Origin of the sequence: Nonomuraea sp. ATR24 (assembly GCF_041950485.1) — a bacterium.
GTDB lineage: Bacteria > Actinomycetota > Actinomycetes > Streptosporangiales > Streptosporangiaceae > Nonomuraea > Nonomuraea ceibae.
The window spans coordinates 1-25,132 of sequence record NZ_JBGNUU010000033.1 but is presented as its reverse complement, the minus strand read 5'-3'; the positions used below and the strand labels follow the sequence as shown (position 1 = coordinate 25,132).

General features: G+C 73.8%; 20 protein-coding genes. 11 read left to right on the top strand and 9 right to left on the bottom strand.

Going from position 1 to position 25,132, the window contains the following annotated elements:
- The first annotated feature begins 5 nt into the window (after positions 1 to 5).
- Positions 6 to 2,825 carry a glycoside hydrolase family 2 TIM barrel-domain containing protein gene (locus ACBI99_RS43145; RefSeq protein WP_375075103.1) on the top strand — a complete coding sequence of 940 codons (2,820 nt, stop codon included), beginning with the start codon at positions 6 to 8 and terminating at the stop codon, positions 2,823 to 2,825.
- A gap of 82 nt (positions 2,826 to 2,907) precedes the next feature.
- On the opposite strand, the gene tuf is transcribed toward ACBI99_RS43145, so the two are convergent.
- Positions 2,908 to 4,074 carry an elongation factor Tu gene (gene tuf / locus ACBI99_RS43140; RefSeq protein WP_357588408.1) on the bottom strand — a complete coding sequence of 389 codons (1,167 nt, stop codon included), beginning with the start codon at positions 4,072 to 4,074 and terminating at the stop codon, positions 2,908 to 2,910.
- 301 nt (positions 4,075 to 4,375) lie between these two features.
- On the opposite strand from tuf, the gene ACBI99_RS43135 reads away from it, so the two are divergent.
- From ACBI99_RS43135 to ACBI99_RS43100, 8 genes are all read left to right on the top strand, one after another.
- Positions 4,376 to 6,262, top strand: a complete 1,887-nt coding sequence (locus ACBI99_RS43135) for a S9 family peptidase (RefSeq protein ID WP_375075102.1) — start codon at positions 4,376 to 4,378, stop codon at positions 6,260 to 6,262.
- Positions 6,226 to 7,539 (top strand): serine hydrolase, encoded by a 1,314-nt coding sequence (locus ACBI99_RS43130; RefSeq protein ID WP_375075101.1) that lies wholly within the window; start codon positions 6,226 to 6,228, stop codon positions 7,537 to 7,539. The genes ACBI99_RS43135 and ACBI99_RS43130 overlap by 37 nt, the downstream gene beginning before the upstream one ends.
- Before the next feature lie 12 nt (positions 7,540 to 7,551).
- Positions 7,552 to 8,379: a serine hydrolase gene (locus tag ACBI99_RS43125; protein WP_375075129.1), complete on the top strand. Its 828-nt coding sequence runs from the start codon at positions 7,552 to 7,554 to the stop codon at positions 8,377 to 8,379.
- Between the two features lie 23 nt (positions 8,380 to 8,402).
- Positions 8,403 to 9,986 (top strand): CdaR family transcriptional regulator, encoded by a 1,584-nt coding sequence (locus ACBI99_RS43120; RefSeq protein ID WP_246646769.1) that lies wholly within the window; start codon positions 8,403 to 8,405, stop codon positions 9,984 to 9,986.
- A gap of 95 nt (positions 9,987 to 10,081) precedes the next feature.
- Complete coding sequence (locus ACBI99_RS43115) at positions 10,082 to 11,644, top strand: ABC transporter substrate-binding protein (RefSeq protein WP_357588402.1); 1,563 nt, start codon at positions 10,082 to 10,084, stop codon at positions 11,642 to 11,644.
- Positions 11,645 to 12,583, top strand: a complete 939-nt coding sequence (locus tag ACBI99_RS43110; protein WP_219517728.1) for an ABC transporter permease — start codon at positions 11,645 to 11,647, stop codon at positions 12,581 to 12,583.
- Positions 12,583 to 14,394: a dipeptide/oligopeptide/nickel ABC transporter permease/ATP-binding protein gene (locus tag ACBI99_RS43105; protein ID WP_357588400.1), complete on the top strand. Its 1,812-nt coding sequence runs from the start codon at positions 12,583 to 12,585 to the stop codon at positions 14,392 to 14,394. Before ACBI99_RS43110 ends, ACBI99_RS43105 begins: the two co-directional genes overlap by 1 nt.
- On the top strand, positions 14,376 to 15,062 hold the full coding sequence (locus ACBI99_RS43100; protein WP_357588398.1) for an ATP-binding cassette domain-containing protein: 687 nt from the start codon (positions 14,376 to 14,378) through the stop codon (positions 15,060 to 15,062). Before ACBI99_RS43105 ends, ACBI99_RS43100 begins: the two co-directional genes overlap by 19 nt.
- Before the next feature lie 68 nt (positions 15,063 to 15,130).
- Here ACBI99_RS43100 and menC read toward each other — a convergent pair whose 3' ends face one another.
- The 8 genes from menC to ACBI99_RS43060 form a co-directional block, all read right to left on the bottom strand.
- Entirely contained in the window at positions 15,131 to 16,231 is a 1,101-nt protein-coding gene (gene menC, locus ACBI99_RS43095) for an o-succinylbenzoate synthase (RefSeq protein WP_357588396.1), read from the bottom strand.
- Entirely contained in the window at positions 16,228 to 16,992 is a 765-nt protein-coding gene (locus ACBI99_RS43090; protein WP_219517724.1) for a GNAT family N-acetyltransferase, read from the bottom strand. Before ACBI99_RS43090 ends, menC begins: the two co-directional genes overlap by 4 nt.
- Before the next feature lie 125 nt (positions 16,993 to 17,117).
- A complete protein-coding gene (locus tag ACBI99_RS43085; RefSeq protein ID WP_357588395.1) occupies positions 17,118 to 18,107 on the bottom strand; it encodes a M24 family metallopeptidase in 990 nt (329 codons plus the stop codon).
- A gap of 13 nt (positions 18,108 to 18,120) precedes the next feature.
- Entirely contained in the window at positions 18,121 to 19,071 is a 951-nt protein-coding gene (locus ACBI99_RS43080) for an ABC transporter ATP-binding protein (RefSeq protein ID WP_357588393.1), read from the bottom strand.
- Positions 19,068 to 19,853, bottom strand: a complete 786-nt coding sequence (locus tag ACBI99_RS43075; RefSeq protein WP_219517722.1) for an ABC transporter ATP-binding protein — start codon at positions 19,851 to 19,853, stop codon at positions 19,068 to 19,070. Before ACBI99_RS43075 ends, ACBI99_RS43080 begins: the two co-directional genes overlap by 4 nt.
- On the bottom strand, positions 19,850 to 20,725 hold the full coding sequence (locus tag ACBI99_RS43070) for an ABC transporter permease (protein WP_246646768.1): 876 nt from the start codon (positions 20,723 to 20,725) through the stop codon (positions 19,850 to 19,852). The genes ACBI99_RS43075 and ACBI99_RS43070 overlap by 4 nt, the downstream gene beginning before the upstream one ends.
- A complete protein-coding gene (locus tag ACBI99_RS43065) occupies positions 20,722 to 21,756 on the bottom strand; it encodes an ABC transporter permease (RefSeq protein WP_219517720.1) in 1,035 nt (344 codons plus the stop codon). Before ACBI99_RS43065 ends, ACBI99_RS43070 begins: the two co-directional genes overlap by 4 nt.
- Positions 21,757 to 21,760: 4 nt before the next feature.
- A complete protein-coding gene (locus tag ACBI99_RS43060; RefSeq protein ID WP_219517719.1) occupies positions 21,761 to 23,335 on the bottom strand; it encodes an ABC transporter substrate-binding protein in 1,575 nt (524 codons plus the stop codon).
- A 55-nt stretch (positions 23,336 to 23,390) separates the two neighbouring features.
- Here ACBI99_RS43060 and ACBI99_RS43055 point away from each other — a divergent pair, with 55 nt between their 5' ends.
- Together ACBI99_RS43055 and ACBI99_RS43050 are read left to right on the top strand one after the other, a co-directional pair.
- Complete coding sequence (locus ACBI99_RS43055) at positions 23,391 to 24,080, top strand: Lrp/AsnC family transcriptional regulator (RefSeq protein WP_357588391.1); 690 nt, start codon at positions 23,391 to 23,393, stop codon at positions 24,078 to 24,080.
- Between the two features lie 135 nt (positions 24,081 to 24,215).
- Positions 24,216 to 24,983, top strand: coding sequence for a hypothetical protein (locus ACBI99_RS43050; RefSeq protein WP_375075100.1), 768 nt, complete (start codon positions 24,216 to 24,218; stop codon positions 24,981 to 24,983).
- Positions 24,984 to 25,132: the final 149 nt, after the last annotated feature.

The window sequence follows — 25,132 nt, the reverse complement described above, 5'->3', positions numbered from 1 at the left end:
CGGCGATGGACATCGAGACATTCACCCCCGGTTCCGGCCGCCTGGCTCCCAGGGCGGCTCTCCGCTCCGACGCACCCTCCCTCGACCTCAACGGCCCCTGGCGCTTCCGGCTCTCGCCGCACGCCCGCGTCGCCGACGACTTCGCCGCCCCCGGCTACGACGACTCCGGCTGGGACGAGCTGCCCGTGCCGTCGCACTGGCCGCTGCACGGCCACGGCGCGCCCGCCTACACCAACGTGTCCTATCCGTTCCCGATCGATCCGCCGCACGTGCCGTCGGAGAACCCCACCGGCGACTACCGCCGCGTCTTCGACCTGCCCGAGGGCTGGACCGGCGGGCGGCTGCGGTTCGACGGCGTCGAGTCGTACGCCAAGGTGTGGCTCAACGGGCACGAGCTCGGCTTCACCACCGGCAGCCGCCTGCCCGCCGAGTTCGACGCCGGGCCCTGGCTGCGGCCCGGGCGCAACGTGCTCGCCGTCCGGGTCCACCAGTGGTCGGCCGCCAGCTACCTGGAGGACCAGGACATGTGGTGGCTGCCCGGCATCTTCCGCGACGTGACGCTCACCCGCTCGGCCGCCGACGTGTTCGTGCACGCCTCCTACGACGACGGGCGCGGCACGCTCAGCTTCGACGGGCCCGGCCTGCTCACCGTCGCCGAGCTCGGCGTCACCGGCCTGGCCTCCGGCACCCCCGTCACGCTCGACGTCGAGCCGTGGACCGCCGAGACGCCCCGCCTGTACGACGCCGAGGTGCGGCTCGACGACGAGACCGTGCGGCTGCGCATCGGCTTCCGGACGATCTCCATCGTCGACGGCGTGCTGCTGGCCAACGGGCGGCCGCTGCTGTTCAAGGGCGTCAACCGGCACGAGTTCCACCCCGACCACGGCCGCGCCGTCCCGTACGAGACCATGCGCGAGGACGTGCTGCTGATGAAGCGGCACAACGTCAACGCCGTCCGCACCAGCCACTACCCGCCCCACCCCGACTTCCTCGACCTGTGCGACGAGCTCGGGCTGTGGGTGATCGACGAGTGCGACCTGGAGACCCACGGCTTCGGCCAGGTCGGCTGGCGCGCCAACCCCATCGACGACCCGCGCTGGGAAGAAGCCCTGCTCGACCGCATGCGCCGCACGGTGGAACGCGACAAGAACCACCCCAGTGTCGTCATGTGGTCGCTCGGCAACGAGGCGGGCACCGGCCGCAACCTCGCCGTCATGGCCGCCTGGACCCGCGAGCGCGACCCGTCCAGGCCCATCCACTACGAGGGCGACCTGTCCTGCCCGGACGTGGACGTCTACTCCCGCATGTACGCCTCCCACGCCGAGGTCGAGGCCATCGGGCGGGGCGTGGAGGAGCCGCTGGACGACCCAGCGCTCGACGCCCGGCGGCGCGCGATGCCGTTCCTGCAGTGCGAGTACGCGCACGCGATGGGCAACGGGCCCGGCGGCCTGGCCGAATACCAGGAGCTGTTCGAACGCTACCCGAGGCTGGCCGGCGGGTTCGTCTGGGAGTGGATCGACCATGGGCTCACCCACCCGGTTCTCGGCCACGCCTACGGCGGCGACTACGGCGAGCCGGTCCACGACGGCAACTTCGTCATCGACGGCCTGCTGTTCCCCGACCGGACGCCGTCACCCGGGCTGCTGGACCTCAAGAAGGTGTACGAGCCCGTCCGGTTCGCCTTCTCGGCCGGGGCCGTGTCGATCACCTGCCTGTACGGGTTCCGCGACCTGACCGGGCTGGCCTTCTCCGCCCTGCTGGAGATCGACGGGGAGGAGGTCGCCGCGTTCGCCCTGGAGGTGCCCGCGGGCGGGGGCGAGGTGAAGCTGCCCGACCTGCCCGAGGGTGACGGTGAGCGGTGGCTGACCGTGCGCGCCGTGCTGGCCCGCGACGAGGCGTGGGCGCCGGCGGGCCACGAGGTGGCGTTCGGCCAGGTCCGCCTGGGCACGGGCGGAGCCCCCTACCACGACGGCGGAGCCCGGCCCGCGCCGGCCGCGATCTCCGCCCCGGGGTCCGTGACCGCCGCGCCGGGCGGTGAGCTCGTGCTCGGCGGCGGCGTGTTCGACCCGGTCGGCGGGCGGCTCACCCGCCTGTTCGGGATCGACGTCGAGGGGCCGCGACTGGAGCTGTGGCGGGCGCCGATCGACAACGACCGCTACAGCGACACCGAAGGGCGCTGGCGGCGGCTCGGGCTGCACCGGCTCACCCACCGGGTCGACGCCGTCGAGACCGGCGACGGCCTGGTCGTGCGCACCCGCGTCGCGCCCGCCGCCACCGACGTCGGCCTGCGCGTCACCTACCGGTGGAGCGCCGGCGGCGACGTCCTCGGCCTCACCGTGGACGTCGAGCCCGACGGCGACTGGACCGAGCCGCTGCCCAGGCTCGGCGTGGCCCTGACCCTGCCGGCGGCCTTCGACCGCGTCACCTGGTTCGGCCGGGGGGCCGGCGAGGCGTACCCGGACACCGGGATGGCCACCCGGGTCGGCCGCTGGAGCGCCACCGTCGACGAGCTCCAGACCCCGTACGTCTACCCGCAGGAGAACGGGCAGCGCGCGGACGTGCGCTGGGCCGAGCTCACCGGGCCGGCGGCGGGCCTGCGGGTGACGGGCGACCCCGTGTTCGGGCTGACCGCCCGCCGCTGGAGCACCGCCGACCTGGACCGCGCCACCCACCTGCCCGACCTCGTGCCGGGTGACCGGGTGCACGTCCACCTGGACGCGGCCCAGCACGGCATCGGCACCGCCGCCTGCGGCCCCGGCACCCTGCCCCGCTACGAACTCAGGCCCGCCCCCACCACCTTCACCTTCACTTTCGCCCCGATCTGACCCGACCGGCCCCCGGCAACGACCGCCCGGCCCGGTGCCGGGCGGTCCTCGCTGGGGGCGTCCCGTGGTGGCGGCGGGAGGGTCAGTCGTCCACCGTGAGGACGGTGCCGGCGCCGACCGTGAGGCCGCCCTCGCGGATGGCGAAGCCGAGCCCCGGGTCGAGCGCGACCGGCTTGCCGAGCTCGACCCTGACGTCCACCGTGTCGCCCGGCCGGACGGGCCCGGGCAGCAGCAGCTCGCCCGGCACGTCGGTCGTGCGCAGGTAGAACTGCGGCCGGTAGCCCGGCGCGACGGCCGTGCGCCGCCCGCCCTCGTCCGCCGTGAGCAGGTGGACGCGGGCGGTGAACGTGCGGTGCGCCCGCTGGTGGCCGGGGGCCGCCAGCACCATGCCGCGCCGCACCTGCTCGCGCCGGACGCCGCGCAGCAGCACGGCGGCGTTGTCGCCCGCCTCGCCCCGCTCCATCGTCCGCCCGAACGTCTCGACGCCGGTCACCACGGCCGTCAGCTCGCCGCCGAGCCCGACGGCCTCGACGGTGTCGCCGACGCGCACGGCGCCGCGCTCGATGGCGCCGGTGACGACCGTGCCCCGGCCGGTGATGGTCAGGACGTTCTCCACCGGCATGAGGAACGGCGCGTCCACGTAACGCACCGGGACGGGCACGTGGTCGTCGACGGCCTGGAGCAGCGCCTCGACGGACGCCGTCCAGTACGGGTCGCCCTCCAGCGCGCGCAGCCCGGACACCCGCACCATCGGGGTACCGCGGTAGCCGTGCTCGCCGAGCAGGTCCTGCAGCTCCAGCTCGACGAGGTCGGTGAGCTCCGGGTCGGCGCCGTCGGCCTTGTTGACCGCGACGACCAGGTGCTCGACGCCGACGCGCCGGGCGAGCAGCACGTGCTCCCTGGTCTGCGGCATGATGCCGTCACGCGCGGACACGACGAGGATGGCGCCGTCGAGCTGCGCCGCCCCCGTGATCATGTTCTTCACGTAGTCGGCGTGCCCGGGCATGTCCACGTGCGCGTAGTGCCGGGTCGCGGTCTCGTACTCGACGTGCGAGATGTTGATCGTGATGCCCCGGGAGTGCTCCTCCGGGGTCCGGTCGATCCGCTCGAACGGCGTGTACGTCGCCTGGCCCCGCTCGGCGAGCACCTTGGTGATCGCCGCCGTCAGCGTGGTCTTGCCGTGGTCGACGTGGCCCATCGTGCCGATGTTGAGGTGCGGCTTGGTGCGGGCGTAAGCCTGCTTCGCCATGATCCTTCCTTCTTGACGCCTGGAATCCGTGGTGACCCGTACGGGCCGCTACCTCCCCCCGCCGGGTCACACTCGGGACATACGGGAAGAGGTCAGCGCTCCAGGCCGTCGCAGGCAAGCCCGGACGCGCCCGCGGTGCGGGGCGTCGTCAGGAGGGCGTGCCGGATCATGGTGACCATAGTGAGGGAGTGAGCGTTCCCGGGCAACGGGATATTCCCTTTGGCCGGCCGTACAAGGTCGGAGCTCGCCTTCGTCGTGCAGACCGAAGAACGCGGGGCGGCGCTGGCCTAGCGTTCGCCTCATGCCCCGCCTCACGCTGGACGACCTGTTCCGCATCGCCGTACCGTCCGATCCCCAGACGCGGCCCGACGGCTCCGCGGTCGCGTACACCCTGACCACCTCCCGGCGCGAGCCGGACGAGAACCGTGCCGAGATCTGGCTCGCCGCGCCCGGCGCGGAGCCCCGGCGGCTGGCCGAGGGCTCGTGCCCGCGCTGGTCGCCGGACGGGCGCACGCTGGCGTACCTGCGCGCCGACGGCGGGCCGCCGCAGATCTGCCTGCTGCCGATGGACGGCGGCGAGCCGGTCGCGCTGACGTCCGCGCCGCTGGGCGCGGGCGCGCCGGTGTGGTCGCCCGACGGCACGAGGATCGCGTACGCCGGCCCGCACGGCGAGGCCGACCCGCACGCCCCGGTGGTGGCCGACCGGCTGGACTACAAGGCCGACGGCGCCGGGCTGCTGCGCGGGGTCACCACGCACGTGTTCGTCGTGGCAGCGGGGCAGGCCGGCGGCGAGCCGGTGCGGCTGACGGAGGGCGGCTTCCACGCGGGCCAGCCGGCGTGGTCGCCGGACGGGGAGCGGCTCGCGTTCACCGCCGGGATGGAGCCCGACGGCGACCTCGACCTGTCGAGCTCCGTCTACACGGTCGAGGCGGCCGGCGGCGAACCCAAGCGGCTCACCGGGCCCGAGATGATCGCCGTGGGCGTGTGGTGGCTCGGCGAGCGGCTGGTCGTGGCGGGGATGCGCGGGCCGGTCGCCCACACGCGGCTGTACACGGTCGGCGAGGGCGGGGCCGAGGAGCTGGAGACCGGGCTCGACCGCAACGTCATGGTGGGCGCCCCCGGCTACCCGGGCGCGGCGCCGCAGCTCGCGGGCGACCGCCTGCTGTTCGCGGCCCGCGACGCGGGCTGCACCCACCTGTACGCGCTGCCGGCGGGCGGGGGAGCCGCCGTGAAGGTCGCCGGCGGCGACGCGGTGGTGTCGGGCGCGAGCGTCGCCGGGGGCGTGATGGCGTACGTGGCGTCGACGCCGCGCAGCGCCGGGGACGTGTACCTGGCCGGCCTCCCCACGGACGAGCCGTGCCAGGCGCTGCCCGGCAGGCCGCTCACCGCGTACGCCCTGGACGGGGTGGAGCTGTTCGAGCCGGTGCGGCGCACGTTCACCGCGGCCGACGGGACGCCGGTCGAGGGCTTCGTGCTGCGGGACGAGACGCGGGACGGGCCGGGCCCGGTGCTGCTCGACGTGCACGGCGGGCCGCACAACGCGTGGGCGCCCGTCTTCGACGGCGCGCACCTCTACCACCAGGTGCTCGCCGCGAACGGCTGGACGGTCCTCACCATGAACCCGCGCGCCAGCGACGGGTACGGCGAGGCGTTCTACACGGCGGCGGCCGGGGCCTGGGGGCTGGCCGACGAGCAGGACTTCCTCGGCCCGCTCGACGACCTGATCGCCGACGGGATCGCCGACCCGGAGCGGCAGGCCGTCACCGGCTACAGCTACGGCGGCTACATGACGTGCTGGCTGTCGGCGCGCACCGGCAGGTTCAGGGCCGCCATCCCCGGCGGAGCCGTGACCGATCTGGTCAGCATGGCAGGAACCTCCGATATGGGATATTTCCTGAAAACCTTTGAATGTGGAGGTGATGTCGTCGCCCAGTCCCCGTTCACCCACGTGAGCGACGTGACGGCCCCCACCCTGATCCTCCACGGAGACGCCGACGACCGATGCCCGGTGAGCCAGGCCGAGCAGTGGTTCGGCGCGCTGCGCGAGCGGAACGTCCCCGTACGCATGGTGCGCTACCCGAACGCCTCCCACCTGTTCATTCTCAACGGACGCCCCTCACACCGCCTGGACTACAACGAGAGGATCATCGCGTGGCTGGAGCAATGGGTCACCGGTTCACCGAGCTGATCACCCAGTACGAGGTGCCCGGCGCGGCCCTCGCCTACCTGCACGACGGCCAGGTCCACGAGTTCGCCGCCGGCGTGCTCAACGCGGACACCGGCGTGGAGGCGACCCCCGACTCGCTCTTCCAGATCGGCTCGGTCACCAAGGTGTGGACCGCGACGATGCTCATGCAGCACGTCGAGGCGGGCACCTTCACCCTCGACACGCCCGTCGCCGAGGTGCTGCCCGAGTTCCGCGTCGCCGACGCCGAGGTGACCAAGACGGTCACGATCCGCCACCTGCTGTCGCACACCAGCGGCATCGACGGCGACCTGTTCCTCGACACCGGCCGGGGCGACGACTGCGTGGAACGCTATGTCGAGGCCTGCGCCGACCTGGTGCAGAACCACCCGCTCGGCGTCACCCAGTCCTACTGCAACTCCGGGTTCACCGTCGCCGGGCGCATCCTGGAGAAGCTCGACGGCAAGGTGTGGGACGCCGTGCTGCGCGAGCGGATCATCGAGCCGCTCGGCCTCACCCACACCTGCACGCTCCCCGAGGACGTGCTGCGCCACCGGGCGGCCATCGGCCACGTCGAGGGCGGCAAGGTCGCCCCGGTGTGGGGGCTGATGCGCTCCGCCGGACCGGCCGGGCTCATCTGCGCCCGCCCCGCCGACGTCGTCGCCTTCGGCCGCGCCCACCTGGAGGGCGGCCTGCTGGACGACCCGCAGGCCATGTGGGAGCCGCAGATCGACATCCCCAACCCGCACACGCTCGGCAAGCAGTGGGGCATCGGCTGGATCCTGGACGAGTGGGACGGCCACCGCGTCATCTCGCACGGCGGCAACACCATCGGCCAGCACGCGATGCTGTGGGTGGTGCCCAGCACCGGCACGGTCGTCGCGGTCGTGGCGAACGGCGGCCACAGCGGCGCGTTCACCCACGCCGTCGCCACCGAGCTGTTCGCCGAGCTCGACGGCATCACCGTGCCGCCGACGCTCGGCCCGCCCGCGACGCCGGTCGAGGTCGACGCGTCCCGCTACGCGGGCGTCTACGAGCGCGCCGGCGCCCGGATGACGATCAGCGAGCGGGCCGGTGGCCTCCAGCTGCGCATCGAGGCCACCGGCCCGCTCGCCGAGCTGCAGGAGCCGGTCGAGCTCGGCCTGGTCCCCGTCGACGCGACCACGTTCGTCGGCCGCCGCGACGGCGACCCCGACTGGATGTCCGCGGTGTTCTACGAACTCCCCGACGGATCCCCGTACGTGCACCTGGGGGCCAGGGCGACCCCCAAGGTGAGCTGAGCGGTGCGGGAGATGCTCGCGGGCGCGCGCGGTTTCGTGCACGCCCGCGACATCGACGGCGACGCCGAGTTCGGCCTCGACCCGGACGAGCCGGTGGTCCTCGCCTCCGTGTTCAAGATCGCGGTGGCGCTGGAGTACGCCCGCCAGGCCGCGGCGGGCGAGCTGTCGCGCACCGAGCGGCTGACCGTCACCGCCGCCGACAAGGACGGCGGCATCGGCACCTCCGGCTGCGCCGACGACGTCTCGCTCACGCTGCGCGACCTGGCCCACTTCATGCTGACGATGAGCGACAACGCCGCCACCGACGTGCTGCTGCGCCGGGTCGGCCTGGACCGCGTGCACGCCACGCTCGCCGGTCTCGGCCTGCGCCGGACCCGGCTGATCGGCGGCTGCGCCGAGCTGTTCGCCCAGGTGGTGGCCGAGCTGGGCACGATCGACACCGACGGCATGCCGCGCGAGCGGATCGAGCCGCTGGCGGTGCGCGACCCGGAGCGCACCACGTCCAGCACGCCCCGCGAGACGACCGCGCTGCTGGCGGCCATCTGGCGGGACGAGGCCGGTCCGCCCGAGGCGTGCGCCGAGGTGCGCACGATCATGGGCAACCAGATCTGGCCGCACCGCCTGGCCGCCGGGTTCGGCGACGAGGTGCGCGTCTCCGGCAAGACGGGCACCCTGTGGGGCATCCGCAACGAGGCGGGCGTCGTGGAGTACCCCGACGGGGGCCGCTACGCCGTCGCCGTCTTCCTGCGCACCACCCGTCTCGGCGGCCGCGACCCGGAGGCCGACGCCGCCATCGGCCGCGCCGCCCGCCACGCGGTGGACCGGTTGCGCAGGCGATGACGAACGCCGCCTATGGTGTGTGGATGACCACCCGCCCACGTGCCAGCCTGCGGCGGATCCTGGACGACCTCGGCAGCACCGTGCTCGACGTCGCCGCCGCGCCCGGCGACCTCGACGCCGAGGTCACCGGCGTGCACATCCACGACCCGCTCGACGAGCCGCACGTGCCGCCGGGCGGGATCGTGCTGGCCGTCGGCATCCACGGCGCGGCCGGCATCCGCGCGCTGCTGGAGTCCGTGCCGGCCGCGGCCGGCGTGGTGGTCAAGCTGCCCGTCGACGTGGACGACGGCGTCCGGGCGGCGGTCGCCGAGACCGGGGTCGCCGTCCTCGGGCTCACCCGGGCCGCCTCCTGGGCGCAGGTCGCCGCGCTGCTGCGCTCGCTGCTGGCCGAGGGCGACCTGGCCGAGGCGGGGGAGGAGGCGCAGGGCGACCTGTTCTCGCTGGCCAACGCCGTGTGCGCGCTCCTCGACGCGCCCGTCACGATCGAGGACCGCTCCTCGCGGGTGCTGGCCTACTCCGGCCGCCAGGACGAGGCCGACCCCGGCCGCGTCGAGACCGTGCTCGGCCGCCAGGTGCCCGAGCGCTACCAGCGCATGCTCGACGAGCGCGGCCTGATCAAGCAGCTCTACCAGAGCCGCGACCCCATCTACATGGAGCTGCCCGGCGACAGCATCAACCGGGCCGCCGTCGCCGTCCGGTCCGGGGACGAGATCCTCGGCTCGATCTGGGCGGCCGTGCACGAGCCGCTGACCGAGCAGCGCCAGCGGGCGCTCGCCGACGCCGCCAAGATCGTCGCGCTGCGGCTGCTGCGCGAGCGGGCCGGCGCCGACACCCAGCGCCGCCTGCGCGCCGACCTGCTGTCCACCGTGCTCGCCGGCGGCGCCGACGCCGCCGAGGCCGCGGGCCGGCTCGGCGTCGCCACCCAGCGACTGTGCGTGCTGGCCGCCCAGCTCACCGGCGAGCCCGAGGGCGACCCGGCACGCGGCGAGAGCGACCGGCAGCGCTTCTGCGACGCGCTCGCCCTGCACGTGGCCACCATCCACCCCAAGGCCGCCGCCGCGCTCGTCGGCTCCGTCGCCTACGCCGTCCTGCCGCTCAACCCCGGCGGCGAGGAGGAGGCCCGCGCCGTCCGCATCGCGCGCAGCTTCCTGGCCAGGGTCGGCCCCCGCCACCCCGCCAACGTCGGCGTCGGCCGTCTGGCCGGCACGCTCGCCCAGGTGGCCAGGTCCCGCGCCGACGCCGACCGGGCGCTGCGCGTGCTGCGCTCGCGCGGCGCCTCCGGCGAGGCCGCCGGCTACGCCGACGTCCACTTCGAGTCGCTGCTGCTCCAGGTCGCCGACGTGGTCAACGCCGAGGAACAGACCCCCACCGGCCCCTACCAGCGGCTGCTCGCCCACGACCGCGAGCACGGCAGCGAGCTCGTCGCCACCCTGCGCGCCTATCTCGACGCCTTCGGCGACGTCAACGCCGCCTCCGCCCGGGTCCACGTGCACACCAACACCTTCCGCTACCGGCTCAAGCGGCTCGTCGAGATCAGCGGCCTCGACCTGACCGACCCCGACGCCCGGCTCACCGTCATGCTGCAGATGCGGATCTTCGGCCCCTAGCACGACGCCGCCCGTACATTTCGTCGCAGGGAACGAAGAACGCGCGCCGGTGAGCGGACAGGGTGAGGCATCACCCCCAGACTCCCGGAGTCACCATGAGAAAAGCAGCAGTGGCCGCCGCACTGGCCCTGTTCGCCACCGCCTGCGGCGGCGCCCCCGAGACCACGCCCGCCGGGGGCGGCGGCACCTTCACCTTCGCCATCCCCGCCGACCCCGGGGTGCTCGACCCCGCCACCGCCGTGCTGTCGGCCACGAACTCGTTGCTCGTCTTCGCCTACGACACGCTCGTCAACGTCGGCGAGAAGGGCGAGATCATCCCCGGGCTGGCCGAGAAGTGGGAGGTGAAGCCCGACTCCGTCACCTTCACCCTGCGCAAGGACGTCACCTGCTCCGACGGCTCCAAGCTCACCCCGGCCCAGGTCGCCGCGAACGTCAACCACATCGCCGACCCCGCCACCAAGTCGCCCGTCTACGGCGTCCTGCTGCCCACCGGGATGAAGGCCGAGGCCGACGACGCCGCGGGCACCGTCACGCTGTCCATGCCCGAGCCGTACGGGTTCATCCTGGAGACCACCCGCAACCTGTTCATCGTCTGCGGCAAGGGCGTCGAGGACCGGTCCGTGCTGGCCCGCGGCACCTCCGGCTCCGGCCCGTTCGTGCTCACCGAGGCCGCGCCCGGCGACCACTACACCTTCGAGCCGCGCCGCGAGTACGCCTGGGGGCCCGGCGGTGCCACCGGCAAGGACCTGCCCGACAAGGTCGTCCTCAAGGTCGTGCCGAACGAGCAGACCGCCGCCAACCTGCTCGTCGCCGGCAGCATCAACGGCGCCACCTTCTTCGGCCCCGACCGCGCCCGCATGGAGTCCACGCCCGGCCTCGGCAAGCTCACGCCGCCCGGCGGCAACGGCCAGTTCCTCTTCCATCAGGGCGACGGCCGGCCCACCGAGGACGTGGCCGTGCGCAAGGCCCTCACCCAGGCGCTCAACCTCCAGGAGCTGGCCGGCATCGCCTCCAGCGGCACCGGCAGGCCCGTCACCGGGCTCGTCATCGACCCGCGCCCCTGCCCCGGCGACAGCGTCACCGGCCACCTGCCCGCCTTCGACGCCGCCGCGGCCGCCGCCGCGCTCGACGCCGCAGGCTGGAAGGCCGGCCCCGACGGCACCCGCGCGAAGGACGGCGACAAGCTGAGCCTGCGCGTCCTGTACGCGACCACCCGCGGGCCCGGCGTGCAGGCCGCCGTCGAGTACATGGCCGCGGCCTGGAAGAAGATCGGCGTCGACGTCAAGCTCAACGGCGTCCTGGACACCAAGCTGTCGGAGTCGCTCAACGCCACCCAGGACTGGGACGTGGTCTGGCTGCCGATCACCGTCACCCTGCCCTCCCAGCTCATCGGGTTCCTGTCCGGCCCCGCCGCGCCCAAGGGCGCCAACTTCGCGCACCTGTCCAACGACCGCTACGAGGAGCTCGTCGCCAAGGCCATGCCGGTGCCCGGCGCCGAGGGCTGCAAGTCGTGGCTGGAGGCGGAGTCCGCGCTGTTCGACAACGTCGACCTCGTGCCCGTCGTGGAGAACACGCTGCTCGTCGCCACCAAGGGCGCCACGTTCGCCTTCGATGCCGGGGCGCTGGTGCCCACGTCGATCCGCGTCACGGGGACCTGAGTGTCACGCCTTGTGCTGAGGAGGCTCGTCCGGTTCGCCGTGTCGCTCGCGGTGCTCGTCGTGGCCGCGTTCGCGATGATCCACCTGATCCCCGGCGACCCCGTGCGGGCCTCGCTCGGCCCGGCCGCCCCGGTCGAGCTGATCGAGGCCCGCCGGGCCGCGCTCGGCCTCGACCAGCCGCTGCCCGCCCAGTTCGCCGCCTACGTCGCCGGGTTGTTCTCCGGCGACCTCGGCACCTCGTTCCTCACCGGCGAGCCCGTCGCCGAGGTGATCGCCACCCGCCTGCCGAACACGGTGGGCCTGGCGCTGATCGCCACCGCGGTCGCGCTGCTGGCCGCGGTGCCGCTCGGCATGTGGGCGGCCGTCCGCACCGAGAACGGCCGCAACCGCGGCACCGAGGCCGCGTTCGGCTCGGTGACCGGCACCGCCGTCGCCGTCCCCGAGTTCCTGTACGCGATCGCCCTCGTCACCGTCTTCGCCATCGGCCTCGGCGTGCTGCCGCCCGCCGGGAAGGAGGGCGCCGTCTCGTACGTGCTGCCCGTGCTCGCGCTGGCCATCGGCCCCACCGCCACGATCGCGCGCATCGCCAGGGTCGAGACGCTGCGCGCGCTCGGCACCGACTACGTCCGCCTGGCCCGGGCCAAACGGCTGCCGGCCGCCCGGCTGCACCTGCGGCACGTGCTGCCCAACACGCTCACCGCCACCCTCACGCTCGGCGGCCTGATGCTGAGCGCGCTCATCGCCGGCAGCGTGCTCGTCGAGTACGTCTTCGCCTGGCCCGGCCTCGGCATGAAGATCGTCGAGTCGATCACGCAGAAGGACTACCCGGTCGCCCAGGGCGTCATCCTCGTCTACGGCGCGATCGTGCTGCTCGTCAACCTCCTCGTCGACCTGGCGCTCGGCGTCCTCGACCCGACCTCTTCGATCAAGGAGTCGTGATGTTCCGCACCCCCGCGGCCGTCGCGGGCGCCGTCCTGGTCGCCGCCATGGTGGTGCTGGCCGTCATCGGGCCGCCCATCTGGGGGGAGGCCGCCGAGCACATCGACGCCGGCGCCATCCTCCAGGGCTCCTCGGCCGCCCACCCGCTCGGCACCGACAACCTCGGCCGCGACCTGCTCGCCCGGGTGCTCGTCGCCGGCCGCTACTCGCTGCTGCTCGCGCTGGCCGCCGCCCTCATCGGCGCCACCGCCGGGATCGTGCTCGGCGCGCTGCCGTCGGTGCTGCCCGCCCGCCCCGCCCGCCTGGTCACCGGCGCCGTCAACGCGCTCGTCGCCTTCCCCGGGCTGCTGCTGGCCATGTTCACCGCGGTCGTCGCCGGGCTCGGCGCGCGCGGCGCGGTCCTCGGCATCGGCGCCGCCATCGCGCCCGGCTTCGCCCGCCTCACCCAGACGCTCGCCGCCTCCGTCGCCGGGGCCGACTACGTCTCGGCCGCCCGCATGCTCGGCGTGCCGCGCCGCCGCATCCTGGCCAGGCACGTGCTGCCCAACATCGCCGAACCGCTCATCCTCCACCTCACCCAGGCGCTCGGCGGCGCGCTGCTCGGCCTGGCCGGCATGTCGTTCCTCGGCCTGGGCGTGCAGCCGCCCTCGTTCGACTGGGGACGGCTGCTGTTCGACGGGTTCGGCCGCATCTACGTCACGCCGGAGGTCGCGCTCGGGCCCGCCCTGGCCGTCGCGCTGGCCGGCATCGGCTTCAACCTGCTCGGCGACGCCCTGGCCAGAGGCGCCGCGCGCACCTCCGCGCCCCGGACGAAGGCCGTGGCGCCCGAGAGCGCCGACCCCGGCGAGCCCGAGCCGGGCGCCGTGCTCGACGTGCGGGACCTGACCGTCACCTTCCCCGGCGGCGTCACGCCCGTGCGCGGCGTGTCGCTGAGCGCCGCCCCCGGCGAGATCGTCGGCCTGGTCGGCGAGTCCGGCAGCGGCAAGTCGCTCACCGCCGCCGCCATCGGCGGCCTCGTCCCCTACCCCGGCGTCGTCGGCCACGCCCGGCTGCGGCTGGACGGCCGCGACGTCGCCGGCCTCAGCCGCAAGGAGCTCGGCACCTCGCTCGCCATGGTCTTCCAGGACCCGATGGCCTCGCTCAACCCCGCGCTCAAGGTCGGCGGCCAGCTCGCCGAGGTCGCCGTCGTCCACCAGGGCGCCACCCGCGCCGAGGCCCGCGCCCGCGCCGTCGACCGGCTCGGCCACGTGCACCTGCCCGAGCCCGGACGCCAGGCCCGCAGGCACCCGCACGAGCTGTCCGGCGGCATGCGCCAGCGCGCCGTCATCGCCATGGGCCTCATGGGCACGCCCCGCCTGATCATCGCCGACGAGCCCACGACCGCGCTCGACGTCACCGTGCAGCGGCAGATCCTGCGGCTGCTGCGCGAGGTCACCGAGGAGACCGGCTCGGCCGTGCTGTTCATCTCCCACGACATCGCCGTCGTCGGCGAGCTGTGCGACCGCGTCGTCGTCATGTACGCCGGCCGCGTCGTCGAGGAACTGCCCGCCGACCGGCTCACCGAGGGCGCCCACCCCTACACGCGGGCGCTCATCGCCTCGCTGCCCGACATGGACACCGACCGGTCGCTGCCCCTGGCCAGCATCCCCGGCCGCCAGCCCGCCCCCGCCGAGGTCGGCGACGGGTGCGCGTTCGCCCCCCGCTGCCCGCTCGCCACCGGCGCGTGCGCGACCGGGCGCCCCCCGCTCGTCGAGCACGGCCCCGCCCACCGGGTCGCCTGCTGGGAGGTCACATGCACATCGACGGCCTGACCGTGCGCTTCGGCGCGTTCACCGCGGTCGACTCCGTCACCCTGGAGGTGCCGCCCGGCCGCATCGTCGGACTCGTCGGCGAGTCGGGCAGCGGCAAGTCGTCGCTGGCCAAGGCCGTGTGCGGGCTCGTCCCGCACACCGGCAGCGTCACCGGCGCCTCCCGCGTCCAGATGGTCTTCCAGGACCCGTACGCCTCACTCGACCCGCGCATGCGCGTGGGCGAGTCGGTCGCCGAGGCGCTGCTGCGGATGCCCAGGCAGGCCAGGGCCGCCGAGGTGGAACGGCTGCTCGGCCTGGTGTCGCTGCCCGCCGAGGCGGCCGGCCGCTACCCGCGCGAGCTGTCGGGCGGCCAGCGGCAGCGCGTCGCCATCGCCCGCGCCCTCGGCGCCGAGCCCGACCTGCTGGTGGCCGACGAGATCACCAGCGCCCTGGACGTCTCTGTGCAGGGCGCGGTGCTCAACCTGGTCCGCTCGCTGCGCGACCGGCTCGGCCTGCCGATCCTGTTCATCTCGCACAACCTGGCCGTGGTCCGGTACGTGTGCGACGAGGTCGCCGTCATGCACCGGGGCCGGCTCGTCGAGCACGGCCCCACCGAGGACGTCGTCGGCTCGCCCGGCCAGGACTACACCCGCACCCTCCTGGAGGCGGTGCCCCGCCTGCGCCGCTGAGCCCGCGAAGCGGGCAGGGCCGCCTTCGCACCGGAAGGCGGCCCTGCCGCCGTACTACCGCCGTCTCGCTACAGCGGGATCCACTCCGTGGCCGTGGTGACCTCGTCCAGGATCGCCGGGACCGGCTCCACGCCCAGGCCGGGGCCGGTCGGCACGTCCAGGTGGCCGTCACGCAGCTCGAACGGCTCGGTGACGTCCGTGGCGTAGTAGCGGCGCGAGCCGGAGGTGTCGCCCGGCAGCGTGAAGCCGGGCAGCGCGGCCAGCGCCACGTTCGCGGCCCGGCCCAGCCCGGTCTCCAGCATGCCGCCGCACCACACGGCGACGCCGTTGGCCCGGCACAGGTCGTGGATGCGGCGGGCCTCCAGGTAGCCGCCGATCCGGCCCGGCTTGACGTTGATGATCGAGCAGGAGCCGAGCGCGATCGCCGCCGCCGCGTGCTCGGCCGACTCGATCGACTCGTCCAGGCAGATCGGCGTGCGCAGCTGCCTGGCGAGCTTGGCGTGCTGGACGAAGTCGTCGTTGGCCAGCGGCTGCTCGATCAGCAGCAGCCCGAAGTCGTCCAGCCTGGCGAGCTGACGGGCGTCGACGAGCGTGTAGGCGGCGTTCGCGTCGACCTGGAGCAGCAGGTCGTCGCCGAAGCGCTCGCGCACCGCGCGGACCGGCTCCACGTCCCAGCCGGGCTCGATCTTGAGCTTGATCCGCACGTAGCCCTCGTCCAGGTAGCCCTCGACCGCGTCGAGGAGCTGCGGCACCGAGTCCATGATGCCGACCGACACCCCGCACGGCACCCGGTCGCGGGCCGCGCCGAGATACTGGCCGAACGACTCGCCCGACGCCCGGAGCTGCGCGTCCAGCACCGCGGTCTCGACGGCCGCCTTGGCCATCCGGTGCCCCTTGACGTGCTCCATCGCCCGGCCGGCCGACTGGGCGTCCAGCGTCGCGGGCAGCGCCGGCAGCAGGAAGCGGCGGATCACCTCGGCCGCGCCGTCGACGTACTCGGAGGAGTAGAGCGGCTCCGACATGGCCACGCACTCGCCCCAGCCCTCGGCCTCCGGCGTCACCACCCGGACCAGCAGCACGTCGCGGGCCGTCTCGGTGCCGAACGAGGTGCGGAACGGCGCCACCAGGGGCATCGCGATCCGGCGCAGCTCTACTCCTGTGATCTTCACGCTCTCTCCACTACATAGAACGATTTATTGTGAAATCCCGTGACTTTGCGGCCCTCGGACAGCATCTCGCCCAGCGTGTCCCGTACGGCGTGCCGCCACGCCTTGGCCGTTCCCGGGTCGGCGCCCCGCAACCGCTCGACGTCCTCCGGCACCGCCACCAGCACCGTCGCCGCGTCGGCTCGGCCGGGCACCGGCCGGCCGCCCTCGTCCGCCAGCGCCACCACCGCGTCCGCCGGCACCCGCGCCGGCGCCACCCGGCCGCCCTCCAGCGCGCGCACGTGCGGCGCGGTCAGCGGCCACGCCGCCAGCACCCGGTCCGACTCGTCGCCCTGGTTGATGGCGTCGCCCATCACCCCGTAGAAGGCCGGCAGGTACTCCTGCGGCATGGCGCCCAGCTTGGCCAGGTTGAAGTGCGCGTTGCGGCGCACCAGCGGGTCGAACGTCCAGGTGATGCGCTCCACGCCGCGCTCCAGGGCCCAGCGCCGCTGGTGCAGCTTCAGCGCGAAACCCGTGCCCGGGGCCCGGGACACTCCGGTGATGTGCGAGTGCAGCGTCGCGCCCGCGCCGAAGAACGCGACCGACGCGCCCGCCAGCCGCTCGCCGTCGAAGGCGCCCGCCACGTAGTTGCCCGCGTGCGCCAGCGCCCGCATCAGCTCGACGGTGATCGGCCGGCCGGCCGGCTCGAACTGCCAGATGTCCTCGAACAGCGCCATGACCTGCTTGAACTCCGCGATGTCGTGGAGCTCCCTGATGGCGATCAAGCTGTCGGCCCTCTCCCTGGATCGGATGTCACCGCGACCGTACTTCGCGGCGGGGCCGAACGGATTCGTGCCAGAGCACCAAGACCGCGCCGACCTTCGTCCAGCCGTCCTATGGGAGCCGGGACTCAGCGGTCGAGGACGAGCAGGGGCTGCGGGCCGGCCGTCAGGAGCGCCGCGCCCTGCGCCGTGCAGGCCGCCACGTCCGCCACCCGGGCGCCGAACAGGTCCGGCACGTAGATGGCCGGCTCGACGCAGAGCACCATCCCCGGCTCCAGCGCGGTGTCCTCGCCCGGCCGCAGCCGGGGTCCCTCGTCGTGGCCCAGGCCGAGCCCCCGCCCGGCCGACGGGGCGGCGAAGTGGCCGTAGCCGCTGCCCTCGATCACCGCCCGGGCGGCGGCGGCCACCGACCCGGCCGGGGCGGCGGGCCGTACCGCCGCCAGGGCCGCGCGGTGCGCGGCGATCACCACCGAGTACATGGCCTCGAAGTCCTCGGGCGGCTCGGCGACGGCGAACACCCGCGCGGCCTCCGCGCACCAGCCGTCCCAGCGCCCGCACACCGACACCAGCAGCGCGTCCCCCGGATTGATCACCCGCTCGCCCGGCAGGTGCGCGGGCCTGGCGGTGTGCTCGCCCGCCGACACCCGCACCGACAGCGCCTCCTCGCAGCCGCCCTCCAGCAGCAGCAGCCGCAGCCGGGCGGCCATCTCCCGCTCGGTCGCGCCGAACCAGGCCAGCTCCCGCGCCTGCGCCAGCACCGCCTCGGCCGCTCCGGCCGCCGCCGCGACCGCCTCCACCTCGGCCGGGTGCTTGCGCAGCCGCAGCGGCGCCAGCACGGCCGCCGCCGGGACCAGCTCCGCCTCGATCGCCAGCCCGAACAGCTCCCGCACCCGCATCTCCGGGTCCACGCCCACCCGCCGCGCCCCCGCGGGCACGTGCGGCGCGGGGTCGGCGGTCTCGACGGCCGCGTCCGCCGTCACCACGAGGAACGCCCCGCCGCGCCCGCCCAGGAACCGGAAGTCCGGCGACGGCCGCAGCACCAGGGCGTCGATCTCGGATCCGGTCATGGCGGCCCGTACCTGGGCCAGCCGCGCCGCGTCTTCGGGAATGCCCGTCACCACGGCCTCCGTATCACGCCTTCTCGGGCCGCCCGGCCGCCGCCGGGGCCGGTGGGCCGTCGTCGGCGTGCAGCCAGCAGGCCACCGGGCCGAACGTGGGATCCTTGACCCGGCACACGTCCATCACGTGCGGGCAGCGCGGATGGAAGCGGCAGCCGGCCGGCGGGTCCGCCGGGTCCGGCACGTCGCCCGGCAGCTCGGCGGGCAGCACGCCCAGGCCGTCGGGCGCGGGGATCGCCTCCAGCAGCGCCCGCGTGTAGGGATGGCGGGGGTTCGCCCACACCTCGGCGGTGTCGCCGGACTCGACGATCCGGCCCAGGTACATGACCGCGATCCGGTCGGCGATCAGCCGCACCACCGACAGGTCGTGGCTGATGAACAGCAGCCCCGCCCCCGACTCCACCGCCAGGTCGCGCATGAGGGTGGCGACCTGCGCCTGCGCCGAGGCGTCCAGCGCGGAGATCGGCTCGTCGCCGATGAGCAGCCTCGGCCGGGCGGCCAGCGCCCGGGCGATCGCGATGCGCTGCCGCTGCCCGCCGGAGAACTCGTGCGGGTGCCGCCGCTCGAAGTCGCGCGGCAGCCCGACGCGTTCCAGCAGGTCGGCGGGCCGGGTGGTGGTGTCGCCCGAGGTGCGCAGCCCGTCGGCGATCTGGTCGCCGACCCGGCGGCGCGGGTTCAGCGACGCGTACGGGTCCTGGAACACCATCTGGATGCCGGTCAGCCTGCGCCGCCGCAGCCCGAGCGGGGTGACGGCCTCGCCCTCGAAGGAGATGCCGCCCGAGGTGATCGGGTTCAGCCCGCACACGGCCCTGGCCAGCGTGGACTTGCCGCAGCCGGACTCGCCGACGAGGCCGACGACCTCGCCCGCGCGCACCTCCAGGCTGGCCCCGGCCACGGCGCGGACCACCGGCCGGCCGGGGGAGCGGTGCTCGACGACCAGGTCGTCGATGGTCAGCAGGCTCATCGGCCCCCCTCGTCGATCTGCGCGTCCGGCAGCGAATCCAGCAGGGATCGGGTGTACGGGTGCGACGGCTCGCGCAGCACCCGGCCCCGCGGCCCGGTCTCGACGACCAGGCCGTCCTTCATCACGCTCACCTCGTCGGCGACCGCCGACATCACGCCCAGGTCGTGCGTGACCAGCAGCACCGCCAGGCCCAGCTCGTCGCAGAGCCCGCGCAGCAGCCGCAGCACGCCCGCCTGCACGGTCACGTCCAGCGCGGTCGTCGGCTCGTCGGCGATGAGCACCCGGGGCGAGCAGGCCAGCGCCACCGCGATCGCGATGCGCTGCCGCATCCCGCCGGAGAACTGGTGCGGGTAGCGCCCGACGGCCTCCTCCGCGCCCGGGATGCGCACCTTGCCGAGCAGCTCGACGGCCCTGGCCCGCGCCTCCCGCTTGCCGAGGCCCAGGTGGTGGCGCATGTGCTCGGTGAGCTGCCTGCCGATCGTGAGCATCGGGTGCAGGCTCGTCGCAGGGTCCTGGAAGACCATCGCGACCTCGCCGCCGCGCACCTTGTTCAGCTCGGCGGGCGGCATCGTGAGCAGTTCCCGGCCGCCGAGCGTGATGCTTCCCGAGGTACGCGAGCCGTGCGGCAGCAGGCCGAGCACGGCCAGCCCGGTCATCGTCTTGCCCGAGCCGCTCTCCCCGGCCAGGCCGTGCACCCGGCCCTCCTGGAGCGTGAGGTCCACGCCGCGCAGCACCTCCTTGCCGCCGATCGACACCTTCAGGCCGGTGATGTCCAGCGTCACAGGGCACGCTCCTTGATGGCGCGGGCGGTGCGGGGGTCGAGGGCGTCGCGCAGCGTGTCGCCGAGGAAGTTGAACGCCAGCACCACGGTCAGGATGGCCAGGCCCGGGAAGGCCGCCACCCACCAGCTGTCGAACACCTCCATGCCGGAGGCCACCATCGAGCCCCACTCGGGCGACGGCGGCTTGGCGCCCAGCCCCAGGAACGACAGGCCCGACAGCAGCAGCAGCGCGGTGCCGATGTCCAACGTGGCCAGCACCAGGATGGGGCCGGTCACGTTCGGGAGCACGTCCACGCGCAGCGAGCGCCACGCGGAGAAGCCGAGCAGCCGCCCGCTGAGCACGAACTCGCGCTCACGCACGCCGAGCACCAGGCCGCGGGTGACGCGGGCGTAGGCGGGCCAGGCGACGACGAGCACGGCCAGCACCGCGTTGGTGAGGCTCGCGCCGAGCGCCGCCGCGACCACCATGGCCAGGATGACCGTCGGGAACGCGAACACCAGGTCCGCGACCCGCATGATCGTCTCGTCCACCCATTTGCCGAAATATCCGGCGCAGGCGCCGAGGAGGCCGCCGACCAGCACCGACAGCGCCACCAGCAGCAGCGTCAGCGGGATCGACACCCGCGCCCCGTACAGCACCCGGCTCAGGATGTCGCGCCCGAGCTGGTCGGTCCCGAACCAGTGGTCAGGGCCGGGCGGGGCCAGCCGGGGGAGTTCCTGGGCGAGCGGGTCGTGCGGCGCCAGCAGCGGCGCCGCCAGGGCGATCACCAGCCAGGCGAGCGCGATCACCACGCCCACGACGGCCAGCGGCTGCCGCCAGGCCTCGGGCAGGCGCCGCAGCAGCCCCTTGCGGGCCAGCGGGTCCCGTCTCATTGCAGCCTCACTCGGGGGTCGATCACGCCGTACAGCACGTCCACGATCAGGTTGATGACGAGGTAGACCACGCCCACCACGAACCCGACGCCCATGACGGCGGGCAGGTCGAGCGTGGTGGCGCTCTTGTAGGCGTACTGGCCGATGCCCGGCCAGGCGAAGATCGCCTCCACCAGCACCGTCCCCGACAGCAGGCTGCCGAACGCCAGCCCTGCCACCGTGATGACCGGCACCAGCGCCGAGCGGAGCACGTACCGGAACAGGACCGTGCGGCCCGGCAGGCCCTTGGCCCGGGCGGCGCGCACGTAGTCCTGGCCCAGCACCTCCAGCACCGCCGAGCGGGTGAAGCGGGTCAGCAGCCCGATCGTGTAGAGCGCCAGCACCAGCGCCGGCGTGACCAGGTGGCCGACGGCGGAGACGAACACGTCCCACCGGCCGGCGATCAGCGCGTCCACCGTCTGCAGCCCGGTCACGCCGGGCGCCAGGCCGAGCGCCGGGTCGACCCGGCCGCTGCCCGGCGTGATCTGCAGCCGGTAGAAGAACACGTAGAACGCCACCAGCGCCAGCCAGAACGTCGGCACCGAGATGCCGATCAGGCTCAGCACGCGCAGCACGTGGTCCGGCAGCCGGTCGCGGCGCAGCGCGGCGACCACGCCGAACGCCACGCCGAGCACCAGCGACACCAGGATGGCCGCGCCGGCGAGCTCCAGCGTCGCCGGCACGAACTCGGCCAGGTCCTGGGCGACCGGCCGGTGACTCTGCTGGCTGGTGCCCAGGTCGCCCTGGAGCATGCCCTGGAGGTGCAGCCAGTACTGCTCCCACAGCGGCTTGTCCAGGCCGTGCTCGGCCCGCCACTGCGCGACGATGGCCGGGTCGTTCATGGCCCGCTGGCCCAGGTTGGCCGCCACCGGGTCGCCGGGCACCAGGTTCGTCAGCACGAACGTCACCACCGTGATGCCCCAGGCCAGCAGGATCGCGGTGAGCACCCGCCGGATGAGGAACCGCGCCAGCGGCGGCATGGTCCAGGCCATCGGCTTACTTCGCGCCCAGGTCGGCCAGGTCGACCGTCCACACCGGGTGGTACTCCACGCCGGTCACCGAGGCGGCCGTCACGATGTTCTGACCCGGCTGGATGAGCGGCACGAACGGGCCGGAGGCGTTCAGCTTCTCCTGGACCTCGTGGTAGGCGGCGGTGCGGGCCTCGTCGCCGATCGCCTTGGCGGCCTTCTCGCCCGCCTCCTCGATCTCCTTGGCCGAGCCGGTCTTCCACCCGGCCCGCGCGCCGACCGTCTGGCCGGGCAGGAACGCCAGGTAGTCGTTGGGGTCGGGGTAGTCAGGGCCCCAGTACCACAGGCCCATCTCCTCCTTGCCGTTGCGGTAGTTGTCCAGCGCCACCGTCACCGGCGCGGGCTGGAGGTCCACCGTGATGCCGACCTCCTTGAGGTTGGCCTGGATGCGCTCGGCCAGCGGCTGGAACGACAGGCCGTTCACGGTCAGCTCGCTGGGGAACTCCAGCTTGACGCTCGGGTTGGACAGGCCGCTCTCGGCGAGGGCCTTCTTGGCGCCCTCGACGTCGCGCGCCGGCGCCCGGTCGGCCGGCAGCGCGCCGAGGAGCTGCGACGGGATGACGCCCGGCGCCCGCGTCGAGCCCTCGCCGGCCAGCTCCAGCAGGCCCGCGTAGTCGACGCCCTTGCGCACGGCCTCGACGAACTTGGCGTTCGTGGTGGTCTTGCTGATCGCCGGGTCCTGGTTGGCCAGCAGGAAGATGACGTTGGCCGAGGCGGTCTTCTTGACCTGCAGCGTCGCCGGCATGTTCGTCACCTGGTCGCCGGACAGGTTGAGGGCGATCTGGCTGTCGCCGCGCTGGACGTTCAGCTTCTGCGTGGCCGCCTCGACGTTGCGGATGACGACCTTGTCGTAGGCGGGCTTGGCGCCGTAGTACTTGGGGTTCGCCTTGAGCACGACCTGGCTGCTGACGTTGAACGACTCGATCTGGTACGGGCCCGAGCCCGCCGAGTTGCCGTTCAGGTACTGCTCGGCCTTGTCCTGGGCGTCGGCCGTGCCGCCCTGGGCCTTGACGACCTTGCTGTTGAGGATGCCGAGCGCCGGGTTCGGCAGGATGTACGGCAGCGCCGCGTTGGCCTTCTCCGACGTGAGCGTGATCGTCGAGTCGTCGGTCTTGGCGATCTCGACGCCGTCGAGCAGGAACGACGGGGTGCCCTTCATGTCGCGCACCCGGGTCAGCGAGAAGACCACGTCGTCGGCCGTGACGGGGGCGCCGTCGGCGAAGGTCGCGCCCTGCTTGAGCTTGAGCGTGACGACCTTGCCGTCCTCCGACAGCTCGTACGACTCCGCCAGCGCCGGGACCGGCTTGGTCACGTCGCCGCCGTCGAAGGTGAGCAATGTCTCGTACGTGGCCTTGCCCACGATGAGGCCGGTCGGCTCGTAGGTGCGGCCGGGGTCGGCCGTCTTGAGGTCGAAGGACGTGTCGATGACGAGCGTCTTGCCGCCGCTCTGCGCGGCAGGGGCCTGTGAGCCGCCGCTTCCGCAGGCGGCGAGGGCGAGTGCACCGGCGAGCAGCACAGCCGCCGTCTGCGAGCGGGTCGCCATGGTGAGTCCTCCAGATGGACGTTCGGAACGAGGATGCCGAGGATTGTCCGGCAGAATGTCCAGGCCCCGTGCGGTCACCAAGACGGATATAAAGGGGCGAGAGGTAACAATGAGTGAAATTTCCAGAAATGGTGGCATGGGCGGCGCTCAGCCTGGACGGATCGGCATCGGTCTCGAGCTGGACGACATCCATATGAAGATCCTTGAGGTCCTGCGCGAGAACGGCAGGATCTCCGTCGCCGCGCTCGCCGAGCGGGTCGGCATCTCCCGCGCGAACGCCTACACCCGATTCGAGGCGCTGCGTGCCGACGGCGCGATCAAGCGTTTCACCGCCGAGATCGACCACGTCAGGACCGGTCTCGGCATCACCGCGCTCATCTTCGTGACCGTGCGGCAGCAGATGTGGCGCCAGTTCAGGGCCGAGCTGGCCAGGATGCCGGAGGTCGAGTACTGCGCGATCACCACCGGTCAGCACGACGCGATGATCCAGGTCCGCGTGGCCGACGTCGCCGAGGTGCACGCCATGGTGACCGATCGGCTGGCCAACATCCCGGCCGTCAAGGCGACCGAGACCGTGTTCATCCTCGACGAGGTGCTCAGACGGCCCTACGTGCTGCCCGGCGACGGCGACAGGAGCCGCCCCGCCCGGCGGCCCGCGCCCGAGGCCCCGGGCGACGTGCCGCTCGGCAAGATGCGCTTCGTCGGCGCCGCCGAGGGCCGGGCCGCCCTCCGGAAGGACGGCTGACAGCCCGGCTGGACGGATCTTCCCCGTGGACGGCGCGCTCCGGCGATCCGTCCAGCGACCGTCATGACTTCCTTTGCATTGCGCAATGTGATAGCCAGATAACGGTCAGTAGTCGTCGGGCAGAGGGAGATCCACATGATGGCGTACGTGCTGTCGGTCATGGCGGCGGTCGGGGTGGTCGCGACCGCCGCCGTGGTGTTCCGGGTGGCGCGCAAGGGCACCGACGACCGGCACGCCGACGGCCCGTCGGCGGGCCACGCGGGCGCGATGCTGTCGGCGCTGTTCCTGCTGGTGTTCGCCATCGCCATCATCGTGCCGTGGACCACCGCCGACTCCGCCCGGCAGAACACCCACACCGAGAGCCGGGCCGCGGTCGACGCCTACTGGGCCGCCGCCGACCTGCCCGCCGACTCCCTCGCCCAGGTGCGCGGCGGGCTGCAGGAGTACGTCGCGTTCGTGGTCGAGGACGAGTGGCCGGTCATGGCGCAGGGCAGGCTCGACCCGTCCGGGTCCGCCCGCCTCGACACGCTGCGCGCCCAGGTCTCCGCGCTGAAGCCCGCCACCGAGAACGAGCAGGAGGCCAAGGGCGCCGTCCTCGACCACCTCGCCGCCGTCTCCGCCGCCCGCGCGCAGCGCGCCGCCGACGCCGCCGCCACCCCGCCCGACGGGCTGCTGCTGCTGACCGTCCTCACCGGCCTGATCGTCGTGGTCTTCCCGTTCCTGGCCGGGGCCAGGCCGCGCGGGGCGTCGCTGCTGCCGCTCGGCGCGATGGCCGCGATGCTCGGCTTCGGCGTCTACCTGACCGCCGACATCTCCCACGCCTTCGCCGGGCCGCTGGCCGTGGGGCCGGAGGCGTTCGGCGGGGCGCTGCAGGAGTTCGCTCGCATCGCCGGCGGGGTGTGACATGGCCGCCAGGCACGCGCCCCTGCTCGTCGCCGCCGCGCTCCTCGCCATCTGCGCGAGCGGTCCCGCCACCGCCGAGCACCCGCGCCGCACCGCGACCGAGGGCGGCCTGTACGGCGTCCGCGACGCCGACGTCACCCCGGTCCGTC